Genomic DNA, 17,220 nt, shown 5'->3' on the forward strand with positions numbered 1-17,220 from the left:
CGCTAATTTTCAGACACTGCCCACGCCCACGACCATTCTGTTTACGACACTCCTGACGCTTTTACGGGGCACCCCCTCATGCCCGCCCGGTCTGTGGCCGATATAAAAAGCAGATCATGCCCCTTGCGTCTGGAGCTTCCATGAAATTCAAGTCGATTCAGTTTTCTGTCGCCGCACTGGCCGGGGCCATCGTCCTGAGTGTCGTCGCAGCCCTGGTGCTTTACGCACTGTTCGCCGGCGCACGGACCCAGGACATGGTGCAAGCGCGCACCCAGACACAATTCGAGCAGATCATCGAGCAACGCCTCAGCGCACTGGCGCAAACCCAGGCCACGCTGATCCAGCGCGAACTGGAGGCGCCACTGCTGATCGCCAAAGGCCTGGCCACCACCAACGCGTTGATGGGCATGAAGGACGCAAACGGTGCCGCGCCGTTGCAGGTCAGCCGTGAACAACTGATCAACCTGCTGCACGAAACCGTGGTGCGCAACCCGAAAATCCTCGGTTCCTATATCGCCTGGGAGCCCAATGCCATCAACCACAATGATGCCAACTACCTGAACACCGCCGTGGTCGGCGTGGAACCCACAAACGGGCGCTTCATGCCCTGGTGGTTTCGCAACCAGGACGGCAGCCTGGGCCTGGAGAAACTCGCCGACCTGACCGACCAGAAAATCCTCGCCACCGGCATTCGCGCCAGCGAGTACTACCTCTGCTCCAAGGAAACCCAGAAACCCTGCGCCATCGACCCGGCGCCCTATCGTGTGGGCAATACCACGGTGATGCTGGCGTCGTTTATCGAGCCGATCATGATCGACGGGGTGTTCCAGGGCATCGTCGGCGCCGACCTGTCAGTCAATTTCATCCAGGACATGCTGACCGCTGCCAACCAGAAGCTCTACAACGGCGCCGGTGAAATGGCACTGATTTCCAGCAACGGGCGCCTGGTGGCCTATACCAAGGACTCGAGCAAACTGGGGGAAAAGACCAGCGACCTGCTCGACCAGAATGAACTGGAGAACCTCGGCCAGCTGAAAGCCGGCGCCATGCGCTACGACATCGACCAGGCCAACGGGCATATCGAGTTGTTCCTGCCGTTCAATATCGGCCAGACCGATGCGCGCTGGACCCTGATGCTGCAACTGCCCCTGGACGCCGTGATGGCCGACCTGCACACCCTGCAAGGCGACCTGGGCGCCCAGCGCAAGGCCGATATCTTCGGCATGACCCTGGTCGGCCTGCTGATTGCCGGTGTCGGCCTGCTGGTGATCTGGCTGGTGGGCCATGGCATTGCCCGGCCGCTCAAGCAAATGGTGGCGATGCTCAATGACATCGCCCAGGGCGAAGGCGACCTGACGCGCCGCCTGACCAGCGACCGCGCCGATGAACTGGGGGCAATTGCCGCGGGCTTCAATACCTTCTTGATCAAGCTGCAGGGCATGATTACCCAGGTGGTCAGCTCGGTGCAGAAGGTCAGCGACTCGTCGGAGCACACCGCCGATATCGCCATCCGTACCAACCAGGGCGTGCACAAGCAAATGGTCGAGATCGACCAGGTCGCCACCGCCGTGCACGAGATGACCGCCACCGCCCAGGACGTCGCGCGCAATGCCACCCAGGCGGCACAGGCCGCCACCCACGCCGACCAAGCCGCGAGCCAGGGCATGCAGATTGTGCGCGACACGTCCACATCCATTGGCGCCCTGGCCCTGGAGATCGGCAAGGCAGTGGGCGTGGTCCAGGCCCTGGCCAAGGACAGCGAGAACATCAGCGCGATCCTGATTGCCATTCGCGGCATTGCCGAGCAGACCAACCTGCTGGCCCTTAACGCCGCCATCGAAGCCGCCCGGGCTGGCGAACAGGGCCGAGGCTTCGCGGTAGTGGCCGATGAAGTGCGCAACCTGGCGCAGAAAACCCAGAAGGCCACCGAAGAAATCCAGGCCATGATCCAGCAATTGCAGCAAGGCACGCGGGATGTGGTGCAGGTGATGGAGGACAGCCAGCAGCGCACCGATGAAAGCGTGCAACACGCGGCCAAGGCGGCCCAGGCCCTGGAGACCATCACCCAGGCCGTGTCGGTGATCAACGATATGAACACGCAGATTGCCAGTGCGGCGGAAGAGCAGAGCGCGGTGGCCGAGGATATCAACCGCAATGTGATCAATATCGGCCAGGTGGCCAATGAAGTGGCGGGCGGTGCGGATGAGTCCAGTGCCGCCAGCGCGGGGCTGACCCAACTGGCGGAGCAGCAGCGGCGGTTGATCAATCAGTTCAAGGTCTGAAGGTTTCAGTGGCCTTTAGGGCCTCATCGCAGGCAAGCCAGCTCCCACATTTGAAGGTATTCACACATCAAAATGTGGGGGCTTGCCGGCGATGGCACCAGCGAATCCCCCGCACAACCCCCTGCCTCAACCCGGGGTCAAACACTCCGGCCCATTGAGCTTCGGATCATTGACCATATTGGCCAGCACCCGCTCACGCAACGCCGTCGGCTCACTGGCCAACAACCCCTGCAACACATGCAGCGGCGTCTCGGGATCCAGCCAGGCGGCCTGCCCCGCCGCATCGAGAATCAACGGCCGACGCTGGCTTTGCGCCGCCTGGGTCACCACCGCCGTGCTCAACCACACCTGCTCCTGCACCGGGTAAGCCTCCCAGATCGCCGCAAAAAACAGGGTCGAACCCTCTCCCGGCGTCAGCCAATACGGCCGCTTGCGCTGGGTGCCGCGCCATTCATAAAAGCCATTGGCCGGCAGCAGGCAACGGCGCAGGCGAAAGGCCTCGCGAAACATCGGTTGCTCGGCCAGGGTTTCGGCACGGGCGTGGGCCGGGGTGCGGGACAGGTCGGTCAGCCACGGCGGCGTCAGCCCCCAACGGGCCCGCGCCAGGGTGCGCTGGCCGTCGGTGGCGCGCTGGATCAGCACCGAATCATTGGGGGAAATATTCCACTGGGCCTGTTGATCCGCCGGGAAGCCCGGCAAGGCGGCAAACGTGGGATTCCAGCGAAACAGGGCATAACGTCCACACATGGGGCAACACGACTCTTGGGTAAACCGGTCGACAGCCTAACAGACCAGCACGTCGGGGAAGCTGTCGGGTTCATCGCCGGGCAGGGGCTGGGCACCGATATAGGCGGTAATCAGCTCGCGGGCCTCGGCCGCCTGGTCGTTCTCCACTTCCAGGCCCAGCAGGCCGAAGATCGGCAGTTCACCCGTGCCCCCCAGCAGGTGGCGCCCCACCAGATGGGCATCGATGCCTTCGCTGGCGAGCATTTGTTGCAGCAGCTCGCCCTCCATCAGGTTCTCCGGCTCGTAGATTCGTTGCATGGTCGCCCCCCACTACTCATTCTCGCTGCGAACTTCGAGCATCCATTCATCGCCGTGGACCTGAAGATGGAAGTTGATCGGCCGACAGCACACCTGGCAGTCCTCTATATAGTTCTGGTCACCGCCAGACAAATCCACAGAGGTCTCGACCGCTTCACCACAATAAGGACAATCGTACAGCGCAGGTTCTAGCATCGCGGTCTCTCCCGGGTGACTTGTGCGTATAATCGCCGGCCTATTTGCAGGGTTTTTCGTTTGATGCCATTTGTTCAGACCTCACTCTGTCACTTATCGATCCAAACCTTTTTACTTACCCTAGCCATTTCTAACAAGAGAGCATGATGGGCCAATTCGATACCATCCGACCTTACAACGACAGCGAAGTCCCGGCAGTGTTGGCCCGGCTGTTCAGTGACAAGGCCTTTCTGGACATCCTGACCCACTTTCGCTTCCCGCGTTTTGCCGGCGCCTTTGGCTGGCTGCTCAAGCCGCTGATCGCGCAGAAGCTGCGCCGTGAGTTCGCCGGTGTCACCACCGTCGCCACCTTGCAGGACAAAGTCGAGCTGTACGTCGACCACACCATCGACCGGGCGACCGACGGCGTCACCTACACCGGGGTCGAACAGCTCAAGTCCGGCATGGCCTATGTGTTCCTGGCCAATCACCGCGATATCGTGATGGACCCGGCCTTCGTCAACTATGCGGTGTACCACGCCGGCCTGCCCACCCCACGCATTGCCATCGGCGACAATCTGCTGCAGAAGCCGTTCGTCAGCGACCTGATGCGCCTGAACAAGAGTTTTATCGTGCACCGCTCCATCAGCGGGCGGCGCGAGAAGATGGCGGCTTATCAACTGCTGTCGGCCTATATCAACCATTCGATCCGCAACGACTGCCAGTCGATCTGGATCGCCCAGGCCGAAGGCCGCGCCAAGGATGGGGATGATCGCACCGAGTCGGCGATCCTCAAGATGTTCCATATGAGCCGCAAGGACGAGCCATTCGCCGAGGTCATCCTGTCGCTGAACCTGACTCCGGTGTCCATCAGCTACGAGTACGACCCGTGCGACGTGGCCAAGGCCCGCGAACTGTATATCCGCGCCACCACCGGCACCTACACCAAGGCGCCCGGTGAAGACGACGCAAGCATTGCCCTGGGCATCACCGGCTACAAGGGCCGGGTCCACGTCAACTTCGCACTGCCCATTACCGAGCATTTTGAAGATACCAAGCAATTGGCCATCGAGCTGGACCGGCAGATCCTGGGAGGCTATCGACTGTTTCCCGTGCATTACCTGGCATATGCACAGTGGAGCGGCGCCGACCCGCAATTGCAGGTGCCAACGGCTGCCGAGGTGTTCCCGGCGGACGAACTGGCCAAGGCAAAGGCGGAGTGGGAGCGACGGTTGAATGCCTGCCCGGCGGAACACCGACCGTATCTGGTGCTGCAATATGCGACGCCGGTGCGTAATCAGTACCGGGTCAAAGCCGGGATCGCCCTGTAACCCAATAGCGTGAACAACACACAACACAATGTGGGAGCGGGCTTGCTCGCGATAGCGGTGGGTCAGTTGATAACTACTTGACTGACCCACCGCTATCGCGAGCAAGCCCGCTCCCACATTGTTTTTGGGGTATTTTTACAATTGGGTGCTGAGCCAGGTAATCAGCAACGCCAGCCCGAGACAGGCAAACCCGATGCGGTAGCCGAGGCGATGACTGCGCTCGGTACGCACATCCAGAAACAGCATCGGCTGATCAATCGCCCGCTCTTCACTTTGCGCGGCGAGTCGGGCCATCGCCCGCTGCTCCCGCAGGCGGGTCACAAACAGCAGCCCGGCGCCAGGGCAGGCAATCAGCAATGCCGTGGTGTTTAGCAGTAATGCCGGCAGCGACATCAAAAACCTCGGTACAACAGTGACCAGGTATCCATCCAGATACAAACCTGAACGGACTGCGCCCTCCTGCGCATCAAAACTCCCTCCCCCATTGACGACTAATGTATCGAGTAATTTACAGCGTCACCTGAACGTCACCTTAACAAGCCACTCTGTTGCCCTTCGCACACCCGGGAGCTTGTCATGTTGCACGCGCAGAACCAGGATCGGCTGTACCTGATCGCCCCTACCGATGAGCAAGAGGCGCTGGTCGGCGGCCTGGCGTTTAATGTCCAGGACCGGCACTGGCTGGTGTATTGCGCCCTCGGCGGGCATCAACATGCCGACCTGCCGGAGCTGGATCTGTTGACGGGGGTGAGTGTGCTGGACTTTTATGTCGAAACGGCGGCATGACCGCAGCAGACACAAAAAAGCCGGGCCCGTGACGGGGCCCGGCTTTTTTACAACTGATTATTGCGAGCTGAGGATCTGGCCGATGCTGGGATCCTTGAACAGACGCGTCAGGGCATCACTCAACACATCGCTGACCAGCTTGGTGTTGGTTTCCTGGTTGGGCGCCATGCCGAAACGCTGGTCCAGGGACGCCCCGTAACGGCCGCTGTAGCGGCGGTTGCCGGCCGACACATCAGAGCGGAAAGTCGCGCCGATGGTGGCTTCGGTCACGTACAGGCCTTCCTTGGGCGACTGGTACTTCAACTCGGCCAGGGTCACCGTCAGTTGCGGTGCGCCTGGCGAGTTGCTGGCTGGGGTGAAGCCCAGCAGGCGCACCGCCGCTTCGGCCTGGGCTTGCAGCTTGGGCAGCACGTCGGCACCGGTCACCGTGATGGCGCTGGTTTCCGGGTACAGGCCACCGCGGGTGCCCAGGGTCGGCGATGGACGGCCATCAACCACACGCACCGAGACCGGCTGGCCATGGCCCACAGGCGCCAACTGGGTGGTGAGCTTGGGTTGCGGGCTGAGTTGCTGCGGGCTGTGGGCGCAGCCAACCAGGGTCAAGCTGGTCACAGTGATCAAACCGAACAACAGGCGTTGCAACATGCTTTTCTCTCCAGAAATCAGGTACCGACAGCCCGGCAGTATAGCGGTGCGTCACCGCCTGGAACTAGCGCCAGTTACAACCTCGGGTCCTGGCCTGCGTGCAGCGGCCCAGTGTCACCCAGATGTCATTCTTGACAGATATGCTTGGCGTCATTCTCAGGAGGCCCGCCATGCTCAATCTTCTCTGGCGCTTTTTCGCGCGCACGCCCGCCCATCGCAACTTTGCCCTGCTCGACTCGCAAGGTCGCTGCCAGGCCTTCAAGCAATGCTGCCAGCCGCCCGTGGGTGAGGGCTGGGTCGAAGTCCAGGAGATCCGCCTGAGCTGGATGCACCATCCGTTGCCCGCCCGCGCCCGTGTCAACCCGCGCCGCGCACGGTCATCACACCGCCTGCCGTTGACCGCCTGACCGAAGCGCTAATAAAAGTCATAAAACACGTCCATTTCCCGGCAGTTCTTCGCTACAATCTCCCCCCGATTATAAGGACGTCTCCTGATCGGGCCTCGCAGCATCGCTAATGCCCTGGTATTAGCTCCCCCGCACCGCCCACAGAGAGCCGCCCACACAGATCGTGTGAAGCTGGCGAGCTGGCTGTTTTGTCTGCAAACCTGCGCCTTTACCGAATCTGCCAGAGCTGCCATTGCGCTCGGCCACTTGAGTTGTTTGCCCGTTATGCCGCGTGTCGGCAGTGATTACGGGCCAGGTGCCAGGCTGGGGCAGCCCTTTTTTGAGGTTCACGTCTTCAAAAGAGCGTGAAAAAACGGGTTTTCACAACTTCACAAGAGTGTGGCGAGCAAATGAATAGTTTTGCGTTTGTACAAGCACCATCAGCGTCTGGCACTGCCCAACCACACAGGACCGAGTACTCCTCAAGAACCGGAGTTTGAAGCCTGTCCGCTACGGATTTGGTTGCACGATCGGACGCACTTGACCATAAGTCGAATTGCCACAGGGGCCCTGAAATGCGTTCATATGCAGATAAGGCCTGGTCGGCAGCGTCCGCTGAAGTTGCAAAAAAATTGCGAAGAATCGGACATGGCGATCCTGGCCATGGGTAACCTGGGGCATCACGTGAACCGCCCCGTCACTCCTGGCAGCCATGCCGTCAATTTGGTGCTGCAGATTTTGGAGACGCGTTAAATGGCGCATAACGAAGCAGTCGACGTAGTACTGGTAGGTGCGGGCATCATGAGTGCCACCCTTGCCGTGCTGCTCAAGGAGCTCGACCCCGGCCTCAAGCTGGAAGTCGTTGAGCTGATGGATTCGGGTGCCGCGGAGAGTTCCAACCCGTGGAACAACGCCGGTACCGGTCACGCCGGGCTGTGCGAGCTGAACTACACCCCGCAGGCGGCTGATGGCTCCATCGACATCAAAAAAGCCGTGCACATCAACACCCAGTTCGAGGTGTCGAAACAGTTCTGGGCGTACCTGACCCAAAAAGGCACCTTTGGCTCGTCCAAGTCCTTTATCAGCCCCGTGCCGCACCTGAGCTTCGTGCAGGGCGAAAAAGGCGTGTCCTTCCTCAAGAAGCGCTTTGAAACCCTCAGCCAGCACCACGCGTTCTCGGACATGCACTACACCGAAGACCGTGCCGAAATGGCCGAGTGGATGCCGCTGATGATGCCGGGCCGCCCGGCCGACGAAAAAATCGCCGCGACCCGCGTAATGAACGGGACCGACGTCAATTTCGGGGCCCTGACCAACCAATTGCTGGCGCACCTGAGCAGCTCGGCCGATGCCCAGGTCAAGTACAGCAAGCGCGTGACCGGCCTCAAGCGCAATGGCGCCGGCTGGACCGTGAGCATCAAGGACGTCAACAGCGGCAATACGCGCCATGTCGACGCCAAGTTCGTGTTCCTCGGCGCCGGTGGCGCGGCCCTGCCGCTGCTGCAAGCCTCGGGGATCGAAGAAAGCAAAGGCTTTGGCGGCTTCCCGGTCAGCGGCCAGTGGCTGCGTTGCGACAACCCGCAAGTGGTCAAGCAGCACCAGGCCAAGGTCTACAGCCAGGCCGCCGTGGGTTCGCCGCCGATGTCGGTGCCGCACCTGGACACCCGCGTGGTGGATGGCAAGAAATCCCTGCTGTTCGGGCCATACGCAGGCTTCACCACCAAGTTCCTCAAGTTCGGTTCGTTCCTTGACCTGCCCATGTCGATTCGCCTCGGCAACATCGGCCCGATGCTGGCCGTGGCCCGGGACAACATGGACCTGACCAAGTACCTGGTCAGCGAAGTGATGCAGTCCATGGAGCAACGCCTGGAATCACTGCGTCGCTTCTACCCTGAGGCAAAAGCCGAGGACTGGCGCCTGGAAGTGGCCGGCCAACGGGTGCAGATCATCAAGAAGGACCCGAAGAAAGGCGGCGTGCTGCAATTCGGTACCGAGCTGGTGGCGGCCAAGGACGGTTCGCTGGCCGCGCTGCTGGGGGCGTCCCCAGGGGCTTCGGTGACGGTTTCGATCATGCTGGATCTGATCGAACGCTGCTTCCCGACCCAGGCGGCCGGCGAGTGGGCGGCCAAGCTGCAGGAAATCTTCCCGGCCCGGGAAAAAGTCCTGGAGACCGATGCCGAGCTGTATCGCAAGATCAGCATGCAGAACAACATCAGCCTGGAGCTGGTGGAGCAAGGTAGCGAGGCCGAAAGCTACGCTTGAGGTCGTGACGCATAGCGTCACCGGATGCATTCCCACGCAGAGCGTGGGAACGATCGCAAGCGTGGGAACGATCGCCCTGCTCTCGTGCTGAGAGCGGGGCGTTTTTTTTCAGCCGCGAGCGATGTTGATCAGCTCGATGTACTCGTCCGCGTTGCGCTGGTCCTTGATCAGGTCCACGAAGGTCTGGCCATGCTCATCCTTGCCGTCGAGGTCCAGTCCCGCTTCCTTGAAAAAGCCCAGGAACCGCTCGAAATCGTCGATGCGCAGGCCGCGATAGGCTTTGATCAGCTTGTGCAGGGAAGGTGAAGTGGCGTCGACCGGTTCAAAATCCAGGAACAGCTTGATCTGATCGTCGCCGATCTCGTCACCAATCACTTGTTTCTTATCTTTACGCATTGCCGACTCCAGCCTGCAGACATTTACACGGGAGTGGAAGTCTACCTGCGGGACACAAGGTTCGGAAGCCACGAAGCTCTAATGTGGGAGCGGGCTTGCCCGCGATGGCGGTGGGTCAGTCGAACTGGGCCAGCATCCAGCGGTGATACTCAACCATACCAGCCTCGCCTTCCCGGGGTGCCCAACTCGCCAGCTCACCCTCGCCCACCGGGCGATAGGGGCCGGCCTTGCACTCGAACATCACCGTGTCGGGCTCAAGCACCACCAGGCCGTGGAAAACGCCGGGCGACAGGTCAACCCCCAGGCAATCTCCACCCGCCTGCAAGACACGCCGCTCCAGGACCTCGCCTGACTCGCTGAAGATCAGAATCCCCAGGCGCCCCTTGAGTACCAGCAGGGTCTCGGCCTTGTCGGCGGTGAGATGACGATGGGGCTGCACATAGGTGTGTGGCTGCAAACCGACAGCCATGCGATGGCACGGCTCCTCCATCTGGTGGAAGTTGACGTTCTGCCGGCCACGGGGGTTGATGGCGGCTTTCTCGGCCAATTCGGCAAACAGCGACTGATCAAGAAAACGCGCCACGACTTACATCCCCTTCACAGCAAAGATGCCGTTGGCATTGCGCCAGTAGCCCTTGTAGTCCATGCCGTAACCGAAAATGTAGCGGTCGATGCACGGCAGGCCAACATAATCAGCCTTCAGGTCTGGGCGGGCCTTGCGGTCGTGGTCTTTGTCGATCAGCACGGCGGTGTGCACTTTGCGCGCGCCGGCGTGTTTGCAGAAGTCGATAATCGCGCCCAGGGTGTGACCTTCGTCGAGGATGTCGTCGATGATCAGCACGTCACGGTCGATAAACGACACTTCCGGCTTGGCTTTCCAGAACAGGTCGCCGCCGCTGGTTTCGTTGCGATAGCGCGTGGCGTGCAGGTAGGACGCTTCCAGCGGGAATTGCAGATGAGTCAGCAATTTGCCGGCGAAAATCAGACCGCCGTTCATCACACAGAACACCACCGGGTTGGTCTCGGCCATTTCGCGGGTGATGTGCGCGCCGACCTTGGCGATAGCCTCTTCGACTTGCGCTTCGGTGTACAGGCAGTCAGCCTCGTGCATGATTTGACGGATATGCTCGAGATCAGCGGACATGGCGCTCTCCAGGGGTACTGTGGCAAGAAAAGCGGGCGAAGGTACGCCTCTGGGACGCAACGTTCAAGCCTTTATGGACTAACGTACTGGTTGTCTATAGGACAACACCCTCGGATAGATTAATCTAGGCCGGTTTTTTTGCCCGCCGCCGGAGCCTTTCCCCATGCCCATCCGTGAGATCCGCCACCCGCTGATCCGACACAAGCTCGGCCTTATGCGCCGCGCCGACATTAGCACGAAGAACTTCCGTGAGCTTGCTCAGGAAGTCGGAGCGTTGCTCACCTACGAAGCCACCAAGGATTTACCCCTGGAAAACTACGAGATCCCCGGTTGGTGCGGTCCCGTCCAGGTCGAGAAAATCGCCGGCAAGAAAATTACCGTGGTGCCGATCCTGCGCGCCGGTATCGGCATGCTTGAAGGCGTGCTGAGCCTGATCCCGGGTGCCAAGGTCAGCGCTGTGGGCGTGGCCCGCAACGAAGAAACCCTGCAGGCCCACACCTACCTGGAAAAACTCGTCCCGGAAATCGACGAGCGCCTGGCGATGATCATCGACCCGATGCTGGCCACCGGCAGCTCCATGGTCGCGACCATCGACCTGCTGAAAAAAGCCGGCTGCAAGGACATCCGCGCCATGGTGCTGGTCGCGGCTCCCGAAGGTATTGCCGCCGTAGAAAAAGCCCACCCGGATGTAGTGATCTACACCGCGTCCATCGATGAACGCCTGAACGAGCACGGCTACATCATTCCGGGCCTGGGCGATGCTGGCGACAAGATCTTCGGCACTAAGCAGAAGGACGCGTGAGCATGCAGGATGAATTCAACGACCCGCTTTGGCGCCAGATCCTGTCTGGCGCACAAATGCTCTTCGTAGCATTTGGCGCGCTGGTGTTGATGCCACTGATCACAGGTCTTGATCCAAACGTTGCACTGTTTACTGCGGGCCTGGGCACGCTGTTGTTCCAGATAGTCACCGGGCGCCAAGTGCCGGTGTTCCTGGCGTCGAGCTTTGCCTTTATCACCCCGATCATTCTCGCCAAGGGCCAGTTCGGCCTCGCGGCGACCATGGGCGGGGTGATGGCGGCAGGTTTCGTCTACACCTTCCTCGGCCTGGCCGTGAAGATCAAGGGCACCGGTTTTATCGACCGGCTGCTGCCGCCCGTGGTGATCGGGCCGGTGATCATCTCCATCGGCCTGGCCATGGCGCCGATTGCCGCGAATATGGCCATGGGCAAGTCGGGCGACGGTGCCGAGCTGATCCATTACCAGACGGCAATGCTGATCTCGATGCCGGCGCTGCTGACCACGCTGATCGTGGCGGTGTTCGGCAAGGGTATTTTCCGCCTGGTGCCGATCATTGCCGGGGTGCTGGTGGGGTTTGGCATGTCGTTCTACTTTGGCGTGGTCGATACCGCGAAGATCGCCGCCGCACCGTGGTTCGCCCTGCCCCACTTCACCGCGCCGGAATTTAACTGGCAGGCGATTCTGTTCATCGTGCCGGTGGCCCTGGCGCCAGCGATTGAACATATCGGTGGTGTGATTGCGGTCGGCAGCGTGACCGGTCGCGATTACCTGAAAAAGCCCGGCCTGCATCGCACGCTGCTGGGCGACGGGATTGCCACTACCACGGCGGGCCTGTTCGGTGGCCCGCCCAACACCACTTACGCCGAAGTGACCGGCGCGGTGATGCTGACCAAGAACTACAACCCGAAGATCATGACCTGGGCGGCGGTATTTGCCATCACCCTGGCCTTCGTGGGTAAGTTCGGCGCGCTGTTACAGAGCATTCCGGTGCCGGTGATGGGCGGGATTCTATGCCTGTTGTTCGGCTCGATTGCCGCAGTGGGGATGAATACCCTGATCCGTCACAAGATCGACCTCGGGGAGGCGCGCAATCTGGTGATTGTGTCGGTGACCCTGGTCTTCGGGATTGGCGGTGTGCTGATCGGCACCGGCACCGGTCCCGACGATTTCGGCCTCAAGGGCATCGCCCTGTGCGCCGTGGTAGCGATTGGCTTGAACCTGCTGCTGCCGGGCAATGATGGCTGGAAGCACAAGAAGCCGGACGAGCCGTTGCTCTAAGGCTACGGATTGTCGGTGCTGCTGATGGCCCCATCGCGGGCAAGCCCGGCTCCCACAGAGGAATGCATTCCAATGTGGGAGCCGGGCTTGCCCGCGATGGGGCCAGTCCAGCCACTATGGATTTAAGCCTTAAAGATCGCCCAAACCATCGATCAACGCCTGGTTCTGCTCTGGCGTACCGATGCTGATCCGCAGGAACTGGGCAATCCGCTCCTGCTTGAAGTGCCGCACGATCACCCCTTGCTCCCGCAGCTTGGCCGCCAGGCCCGCCGCGTCGTGCCGTGGGTGGCGGGCAAAGATGAAGTTGGCCGCTGACGGCAACACCTCAAAACCCTTCCCTCGCAACTGCACCACAACCTTCTCGCGGCTGTCGATCACCAACTGGCAGGTCTTCTCGAAGTATTCTCGGTCGTCGAAGGCCGCCGCCGCGCCAACAATTGCCAGGCGATCCAGCGGATACGAGTTGAAGCTGTTCTTGACCCGCTCCAGCGCCTCGATCAGGTCAGGATGGCCCACCGCCAGGCCTACCCGCAAACCGGCCAGTGAGCGCGATTTGGAGAGGGTCTGGGTCACCAGCAGGTTGGGGTAGCGGCCCACCAGGCTGATGGCGGTTGCGCCGCCGAAGTCGATATAGGCTTCATCGACCACCACCACCGAATCCGGGCTGGCCTTGAGCAGCTGCTCCACCGCGTCCAGCGCCAGCACGCAGCCGGTCGGCGCGTTCGGGTTGGGGAAGATGATCCCGCCATTGGGCCTGGCGTAATCCGCCACGCGAATCTGGAACTGCTCGTCCAGCGGCACCGGGGCCGAAGTGATGCCATACAGGCCACAGTACACCGGGTAAAAGCTGTAGCTGATATCCGGGAACAGCAGCGGCAGGTCGTGCTGGAACAGGCCGTGGAAGATATGTGCCAGGACTTCGTCGGAACCGTTACCGAGGAAGACCTGACTCCCCTCCACCCCGTAATACCTGGCCACGGCCTGCTTGAGCAGGTCGCTGTTGGGGTCGGGGTACAAGCGCAGGTTGTCGTTCAACTCGGCCTGCATCGCCGCCAGGGCCTTGGGCGACGGGCCGTAGGGGTTTTCATTGGTGTTGAGCTTGACCAGCCTGGTCAGCTTCGGCTGCTCGCCGGGCACGTAAGGCACGAGGTCCTTGACGAAAGGGCTCCAGAATTTGCTCATGTCTTACTCTCCCTTGACGATGCGGTATTCGGCGCTGCGGGCGTGCGCGCTCAATGATTCACCACGGGCCAGCACCGAAGCGGTCTTGCCCAGCTCGGAAGCACCTTGCGGCGAGCAGAAAATGATCGACGAGCGCTTCTGGAAGTCGTACACCCCCAGCGGCGACGAGAAGCGCGCGGTGCCCGAGGTAGGCAACACGTGGTTGGGGCCGGCGCAGTAGTCGCCCAGGGCTTCGCTGGTGTGGCGGCCCATGAAGATCGCACCGGCGTGGCGAATCGATGGCAGCCAGGCCTGTGGGTCGGCCACGGACAGTTCCAGGTGCTCGGGGGCGATGCGGTTGGCCACTTCGATGGCCTGTTCCATGTCCCGCACCAGGATCAGCGCACCACGGCCATTGATCGACTTTGCGATAATCTCGGCGCGATCCATGGTCGGCAACAACTTGTTGATGCTGGCCGCCACCTTGTCAAGAAACACGGCGTCGGGGCTGACCAGGATCGCCTGGGCATCTTCATCGTGCTCGGCCTGGGAGAACAGGTCCATGGCGATCCAGTCGGGATCGGTCTGGCCGTCGCAGACCACGAGGATTTCCGAAGGGCCGGCGATCATGTCGATACCGACCTGGCCAAACACATGGCGCTTGGCGGTGGCGACGTAGATGTTGCCGGGGCCGACCACCTTGTCCACTTTCGGTACGCTTTCGGTGCCATAGGCCAACGCCGCGACGGCCTGGGCGCCACCGATGGTGAACACGCGGTCAACGCCCGCAATGCAGGCAGCGGCCAGCACCAGTTCGTTGATTTCACCGCGCGGGGTCGGGACCACCATGACCACTTCGGTCACACCTGCCACTTTGGCGGGAATGGCATTCATCAGCACCGACGACGGGTACGAGGCCTTGCCGCCCGGCACATACAGGCCGGCGCGGTCCAGGGGCGTGACTTTCTGGCCGAGCACCGTACCGTCGGCTTCGGTGTAGCTCCAGGAGTCCTGTTTCTGTTTTTCGTGATAGCTGCGCACCCGCGCGGCCGCGACTTCCAGGGCTTCGCGCTGCGGCGCGGTGATGCGCGTCAGGGCCAGCTCCAGGCGTTCGCGGGGCAGGATCAGGTCGGACATGGACTTGACGTCCAGGCCGTCGAACTGGCGGGTAAAGTCCACCAGCGCCGCGTCGCCGCGCTCGCGCACGGCCTTGATGATGTCGAGCACCCGCTGGTTGACCGAGTCGTCGGACACGCTTTCCCAGCTCAGCAGATGATCCAGATGATGGGCGAAATCCGGGTCGGCAGCGTTGAGTCGGGCAATTGCAGTGGACGTAGTCATAGCGAGGGCCTCAATAGTATTGGCAAAAACTCAGGCGCCCTAAACTAGCAGTCGTTTCCGCTTGGGCACCTGAGAATTCTGGCTATGAGGCGGATAGACGGGCGCGACCTAGGGCCGCGCAGGGGGGTCAACCGCGGTGTCGAGACTCCACTGCCTTGCGCAGGGTGTCGATCAACGCCTGGATCCGGGCGTGCTGCATCTTCATCGAAGCTTTGTTGACGATCAGGCGCGAGCTGATGTCGGCAATAAAGTCCTGGGGTTCCAGGCCGTTGGCGCGCAGGGTGTTGCCGGTGTCGACCACGTCAATGATCTTGTCGGCCAAGCCGATCAGCGGCGCCAGCTCCATCGAGCCGTAGAGCTTGATGATATCGACCTGACGGCCTTGTTCGGCGTAGTAACGCTTGGCAACGTTGACGAACTTGGTGGCCACCCGCAGGCGGCCTTTTGGCTCGACATCACCGACACGGCCGGCGGTCATCAGCTTGCACAGCGCGATACGCAGGTCCAGCGGCTCGTACAGGCCCTGGCCGCCGTATTCCATCAGCACGTCTTTACCGGCGACCCCCAGGTCGGCGGCGCCATGTTCAACGTAGGTCGGCACGTCGGTAGCCCGCACGATCAACAGGCGAACGTCGTCCTGGGTCGTGGGGATGATCAGCTTGCGGCTCTTGTCCGGATTCTCGGTCGGCACGATGCCCGCTTCAGCCAGAAGCGGCAAAGTATCGTCAAGGATGCGGCCCTTGGACAGTGCGATGGTCAACATGGGAAACGTCAATCCTTCATCAGGCTATTGCGGTCCGGTCGCAAATGGCGCCAGACACAGATCGAGGCCATTACAGCCTCGATTTGAAACCAATTCAGCCGAGGCATGCCTATGCACACCTCGGGCGGGCGCTTCCCTGCGCCCGAGCAGTGGGGACTAACCCGGTACGCGGCGGATTTTTGCGCCGAGCATCTGCAGTTTTTCTTCGATGCACTCGTAGCCACGGTCTATGTGGTAGATGCGATCGATCAGCGTGTCGCCTTCGGCGATCAGTGCCGAAATCACCAGGCTGGCCGAGGCCCGCAGGTCGGTCGCCATCACTGGCGCGCCCTTGAGGGTTTCGGTGCCGGTAACGATGGCCGTGTTGCCTTCGACCTGGATCTTGGCGCCCATGCGGTGCAGTTCATACACGTGCATGAAGCGGTTTTCAAAGATGGTCTCGATCACCGCGCCGGTGCCTTCGGCAATCGCGTTCAGGGAGATGAATTGCGCCTGCATGTCGGTCGGGAACGCCGGGTACGGAGCAGTACGCACGTTGACGGCTTTTGGCCGCTTGCCGTGCATGTTCAGCTCGATCCAGTCTTCGCCGGTGGTGATTTCGGCACCCGCTTCGCGCAGTTTTTCCAGGACCGCTTCAAGGATGGTCGGATCGGTGTCCTTGACCTTGACGCGACCACCGGTGACAGCAGCGGCAACCAGGTAGGTGCCGGTCTCGATACGGTCCGGCATCACTTTGTAGGTCGCCGAGTGCAGGCGCTTCACACCGTCGATGGTGATGGTGTCGGTGCCGGCGCCTGTGATCTTGGCACCCATGGCGATCAGGAAGTTGGCCAGGTCGACCACTTCCGGCTCGCGCGCGGCGTTTTGCAGGACGCTGCGGCCATTGGCCAGGGCCGCGGCCATCATGATGTTCTCGGTACCGGTCACACTGACGGTATCAAAGAAGAAGTTCGCGCCACGCAGGCCGCCTTCCGGTGCCTTGGCCTTGATGTAGCCACCTTCGACATCGATGGTTGCGCCCATGGCTTCAAGGCCACGGATGTGCAGATCCACCGGACGCGAACCGATGGCGCAACCGCCAGGCAGTGCCACTTCGGCCTCGCCGAAACGGGCGACCATCGGGCCCAGCACCAGGATCGAGGCCCGCATGGTTTTCACCAGCTCGTACGGTGCGATCAGGGTCTTGATGGTGCGCGGGTCGATTTCGACCGAGAGTTTCTCGTCGATCACCGGCTCAATGCCCATGCGACCGAACAGCTCGATCATGGTGGTGATGTCGTGCAGGTGCGGCAGGTTGGCTACAGTAACCGGGCCATCGCACAGCAAGGTGGCCGCCAGGATCGGCAAGGCCGAGTTTTTAGCCCCGGAGATACGGATTTCGCCATCAAGACGGGCACCGCCGGTAATAATCAATTTATCCATAAGA

General features: G+C 61.4%; 19 protein-coding genes and 1 pseudogene. 8 read left to right on the forward strand and 12 right to left on the reverse strand.

Annotated elements, in window-relative coordinates; translation table 11 throughout:
- Positions 1-1,223 precede the first annotated feature (1,223 nt).
- Both BLL38_RS31935 and BLL38_RS31940 read left to right on the forward strand, forming a co-directional pair.
- A pseudogene (locus BLL38_RS31935) lies at positions 1,224-1,424 on the forward strand (HAMP domain-containing protein); the annotation flags it as partial.
- 114 nt (positions 1,425-1,538) lie between these two features.
- The gene (locus BLL38_RS31940) at positions 1,539-2,282 is read left to right on the forward strand and encodes a methyl-accepting chemotaxis protein (protein WP_413469159.1); all 744 of its coding nucleotides are present in this window, start codon (positions 1,539-1,541) and stop codon (positions 2,280-2,282) included.
- Between the two features lie 126 nt (positions 2,283-2,408).
- Here the strand turns inward: BLL38_RS31940 and BLL38_RS16530 are convergent, their stop codons facing one another.
- From BLL38_RS16530 to BLL38_RS16540, 3 genes are read right to left on the reverse strand one after another with little or no spacing between them, the layout of a single operon-like run.
- Positions 2,409-3,029 (reverse strand): SOS response-associated peptidase, encoded by a 621-nt coding sequence (locus BLL38_RS16530; RefSeq protein WP_076963524.1) that lies wholly within the window; start codon positions 3,027-3,029, stop codon positions 2,409-2,411.
- Between the two features lie 36 nt (positions 3,030-3,065).
- Positions 3,066-3,326 carry a putative signal transducing protein gene (locus tag BLL38_RS16535; protein ID WP_076963525.1) on the reverse strand — a complete coding sequence of 87 codons (261 nt, stop codon included), beginning with the start codon at positions 3,324-3,326 and terminating at the stop codon, positions 3,066-3,068.
- Positions 3,327-3,338: 12 nt separating this feature from the next.
- Positions 3,339-3,521, reverse strand: a complete 183-nt coding sequence (locus BLL38_RS16540; RefSeq protein WP_076963526.1) for a CPXCG motif-containing cysteine-rich protein — start codon at positions 3,519-3,521, stop codon at positions 3,339-3,341.
- A gap of 143 nt (positions 3,522-3,664) precedes the next feature.
- On the opposite strand from BLL38_RS16540, the gene BLL38_RS16545 reads away from it, so the two are divergent.
- On the forward strand, positions 3,665-4,831 hold the full coding sequence (locus BLL38_RS16545; protein WP_076963527.1) for a 1-acyl-sn-glycerol-3-phosphate acyltransferase: 1,167 nt from the start codon (positions 3,665-3,667) through the stop codon (positions 4,829-4,831).
- A gap of 135 nt (positions 4,832-4,966) precedes the next feature.
- Here the strand turns inward: BLL38_RS16545 and BLL38_RS16550 are convergent, their stop codons facing one another.
- Entirely contained in the window at positions 4,967-5,224 is a 258-nt protein-coding gene (locus BLL38_RS16550) for a hypothetical protein (protein WP_076963528.1), read from the reverse strand.
- 183 nt (positions 5,225-5,407) lie between these two features.
- Between BLL38_RS16550 and BLL38_RS16555 the strand changes: the two genes are divergently transcribed.
- Entirely contained in the window at positions 5,408-5,617 is a 210-nt protein-coding gene (locus BLL38_RS16555) for a hypothetical protein (protein ID WP_032860067.1), read from the forward strand.
- 57 nt (positions 5,618-5,674) lie between these two features.
- Here BLL38_RS16555 and BLL38_RS16560 read toward each other — a convergent pair whose 3' ends face one another.
- Positions 5,675-6,262 carry a YajG family lipoprotein gene (locus tag BLL38_RS16560; RefSeq protein ID WP_076963529.1) on the reverse strand — a complete coding sequence of 196 codons (588 nt, stop codon included), beginning with the start codon at positions 6,260-6,262 and terminating at the stop codon, positions 5,675-5,677.
- A gap of 170 nt (positions 6,263-6,432) precedes the next feature.
- Between BLL38_RS16560 and BLL38_RS16565 the strand changes: the two genes are divergently transcribed.
- Both BLL38_RS16565 and mqo read left to right on the forward strand, forming a co-directional pair.
- A complete protein-coding gene (locus BLL38_RS16565) occupies positions 6,433-6,669 on the forward strand; it encodes a hypothetical protein (RefSeq protein WP_076963530.1) in 237 nt (78 codons plus the stop codon).
- Between the two features lie 732 nt (positions 6,670-7,401).
- Complete coding sequence (mqo, locus tag BLL38_RS16570; RefSeq protein ID WP_076963531.1) at positions 7,402-8,910, forward strand: malate dehydrogenase (quinone); 1,509 nt, start codon at positions 7,402-7,404, stop codon at positions 8,908-8,910.
- Between the two features lie 108 nt (positions 8,911-9,018).
- Here mqo and BLL38_RS16575 read toward each other — a convergent pair whose 3' ends face one another.
- The 3 genes from BLL38_RS16575 to BLL38_RS16585 all read right to left on the reverse strand — a co-directional run bounded on the left by BLL38_RS16575 (position 9,019) and on the right by BLL38_RS16585 (position 10,450).
- The gene (locus BLL38_RS16575) at positions 9,019-9,306 is read right to left on the reverse strand and encodes a PA4642 family protein (protein WP_076963532.1); all 288 of its coding nucleotides are present in this window, start codon (positions 9,304-9,306) and stop codon (positions 9,019-9,021) included.
- A gap of 115 nt (positions 9,307-9,421) precedes the next feature.
- Entirely contained in the window at positions 9,422-9,889 is a 468-nt protein-coding gene (locus BLL38_RS16580; protein WP_076963533.1) for a WbuC family cupin fold metalloprotein, read from the reverse strand.
- A 3-nt stretch (positions 9,890-9,892) separates the two neighbouring features.
- The gene (locus BLL38_RS16585; protein ID WP_076963534.1) at positions 9,893-10,450 is read right to left on the reverse strand and encodes a hypoxanthine-guanine phosphoribosyltransferase; all 558 of its coding nucleotides are present in this window, start codon (positions 10,448-10,450) and stop codon (positions 9,893-9,895) included.
- Between the two features lie 163 nt (positions 10,451-10,613).
- Here BLL38_RS16585 and upp point away from each other — a divergent pair, with 163 nt between their 5' ends.
- On the forward strand, positions 10,614-11,252 hold the full coding sequence (gene upp, locus BLL38_RS16590; protein WP_029291751.1) for a uracil phosphoribosyltransferase: 639 nt from the start codon (positions 10,614-10,616) through the stop codon (positions 11,250-11,252).
- Positions 11,253-11,254: 2 nt separating this feature from the next.
- A complete protein-coding gene (locus tag BLL38_RS16595) occupies positions 11,255-12,529 on the forward strand; it encodes a uracil-xanthine permease family protein (RefSeq protein ID WP_076963535.1) in 1,275 nt (424 codons plus the stop codon).
- A 129-nt stretch (positions 12,530-12,658) separates the two neighbouring features.
- On the opposite strand, the gene hisC is transcribed toward BLL38_RS16595, so the two are convergent.
- From hisC to murA, 4 genes are all read right to left on the reverse strand, one after another.
- Positions 12,659-13,711, reverse strand: coding sequence for a histidinol-phosphate transaminase (hisC, locus tag BLL38_RS16600; RefSeq protein ID WP_076963536.1), 1,053 nt, complete (start codon positions 13,709-13,711; stop codon positions 12,659-12,661).
- Positions 13,712-13,714: 3 nt separating this feature from the next.
- Positions 13,715-15,031, reverse strand: coding sequence for a histidinol dehydrogenase (hisD, locus tag BLL38_RS16605; protein WP_076963537.1), 1,317 nt, complete (start codon positions 15,029-15,031; stop codon positions 13,715-13,717).
- 127 nt (positions 15,032-15,158) lie between these two features.
- Entirely contained in the window at positions 15,159-15,794 is a 636-nt protein-coding gene (gene hisG, locus BLL38_RS16610) for an ATP phosphoribosyltransferase (RefSeq protein ID WP_003188599.1), read from the reverse strand.
- A gap of 156 nt (positions 15,795-15,950) precedes the next feature.
- A complete protein-coding gene (murA, locus tag BLL38_RS16615; protein WP_076963538.1) occupies positions 15,951-17,216 on the reverse strand; it encodes a UDP-N-acetylglucosamine 1-carboxyvinyltransferase in 1,266 nt (421 codons plus the stop codon).
- Positions 17,217-17,220: the final 4 nt, after the last annotated feature.

Source organism: Pseudomonas gessardii, from assembly GCF_001983165.1.
Lineage (GTDB): Bacteria > Pseudomonadota > Gammaproteobacteria > Pseudomonadales > Pseudomonadaceae > Aquipseudomonas > Aquipseudomonas gessardii.

Coding starts and splice junctions, on each gene's coding strand:
- hisG (WP_003188599.1), bottom strand. CDS start 15,794: ATGTTGACCATCGCACTGTCCAAGGGCCGCATCCTTGACGATACTTTG.
- murA (WP_076963538.1), bottom strand. CDS start 17,216: ATGGATAAATTGATTATTACCGGCGGTGCCCGTCTTGATGGCGAAATC.
- BLL38_RS31940 (WP_413469159.1), top strand. CDS start 1,539: ATGGTCGAGATCGACCAGGTCGCCACCGCCGTGCACGAGATGACCGCC.
- BLL38_RS16595 (WP_076963535.1), top strand. CDS start 11,255: ATGCAGGATGAATTCAACGACCCGCTTTGGCGCCAGATCCTGTCTGGC.
- BLL38_RS16550 (WP_076963528.1), bottom strand. CDS start 5,224: ATGTCGCTGCCGGCATTACTGCTAAACACCACGGCATTGCTGATTGCC.
- BLL38_RS16545 (WP_076963527.1), top strand. CDS start 3,665: ATGATGGGCCAATTCGATACCATCCGACCTTACAACGACAGCGAAGTC.
- BLL38_RS16560 (WP_076963529.1), bottom strand. CDS start 6,262: ATGTTGCAACGCCTGTTGTTCGGTTTGATCACTGTGACCAGCTTGACC.
- BLL38_RS16575 (WP_076963532.1), bottom strand. CDS start 9,306: ATGCGTAAAGATAAGAAACAAGTGATTGGTGACGAGATCGGCGACGAT.
- upp (WP_029291751.1), top strand. CDS start 10,614: ATGCCCATCCGTGAGATCCGCCACCCGCTGATCCGACACAAGCTCGGC.
- BLL38_RS16585 (WP_076963534.1), bottom strand. CDS start 10,450: ATGTCCGCTGATCTCGAGCATATCCGTCAAATCATGCACGAGGCTGAC.
- hisC (WP_076963536.1), bottom strand. CDS start 13,711: ATGAGCAAATTCTGGAGCCCTTTCGTCAAGGACCTCGTGCCTTACGTG.
- mqo (WP_076963531.1), top strand. CDS start 7,402: ATGGCGCATAACGAAGCAGTCGACGTAGTACTGGTAGGTGCGGGCATC.
- hisD (WP_076963537.1), bottom strand. CDS start 15,031: ATGACTACGTCCACTGCAATTGCCCGACTCAACGCTGCCGACCCGGAT.
- BLL38_RS16565 (WP_076963530.1), top strand. CDS start 6,433: ATGCTCAATCTTCTCTGGCGCTTTTTCGCGCGCACGCCCGCCCATCGC.
- BLL38_RS16540 (WP_076963526.1), bottom strand. CDS start 3,521: ATGCTAGAACCTGCGCTGTACGATTGTCCTTATTGTGGTGAAGCGGTC.
- BLL38_RS16530 (WP_076963524.1), bottom strand. CDS start 3,029: ATGTGTGGACGTTATGCCCTGTTTCGCTGGAATCCCACGTTTGCCGCC.
- BLL38_RS16555 (WP_032860067.1), top strand. CDS start 5,408: ATGTTGCACGCGCAGAACCAGGATCGGCTGTACCTGATCGCCCCTACC.
- BLL38_RS16535 (WP_076963525.1), bottom strand. CDS start 3,326: ATGCAACGAATCTACGAGCCGGAGAACCTGATGGAGGGCGAGCTGCTG.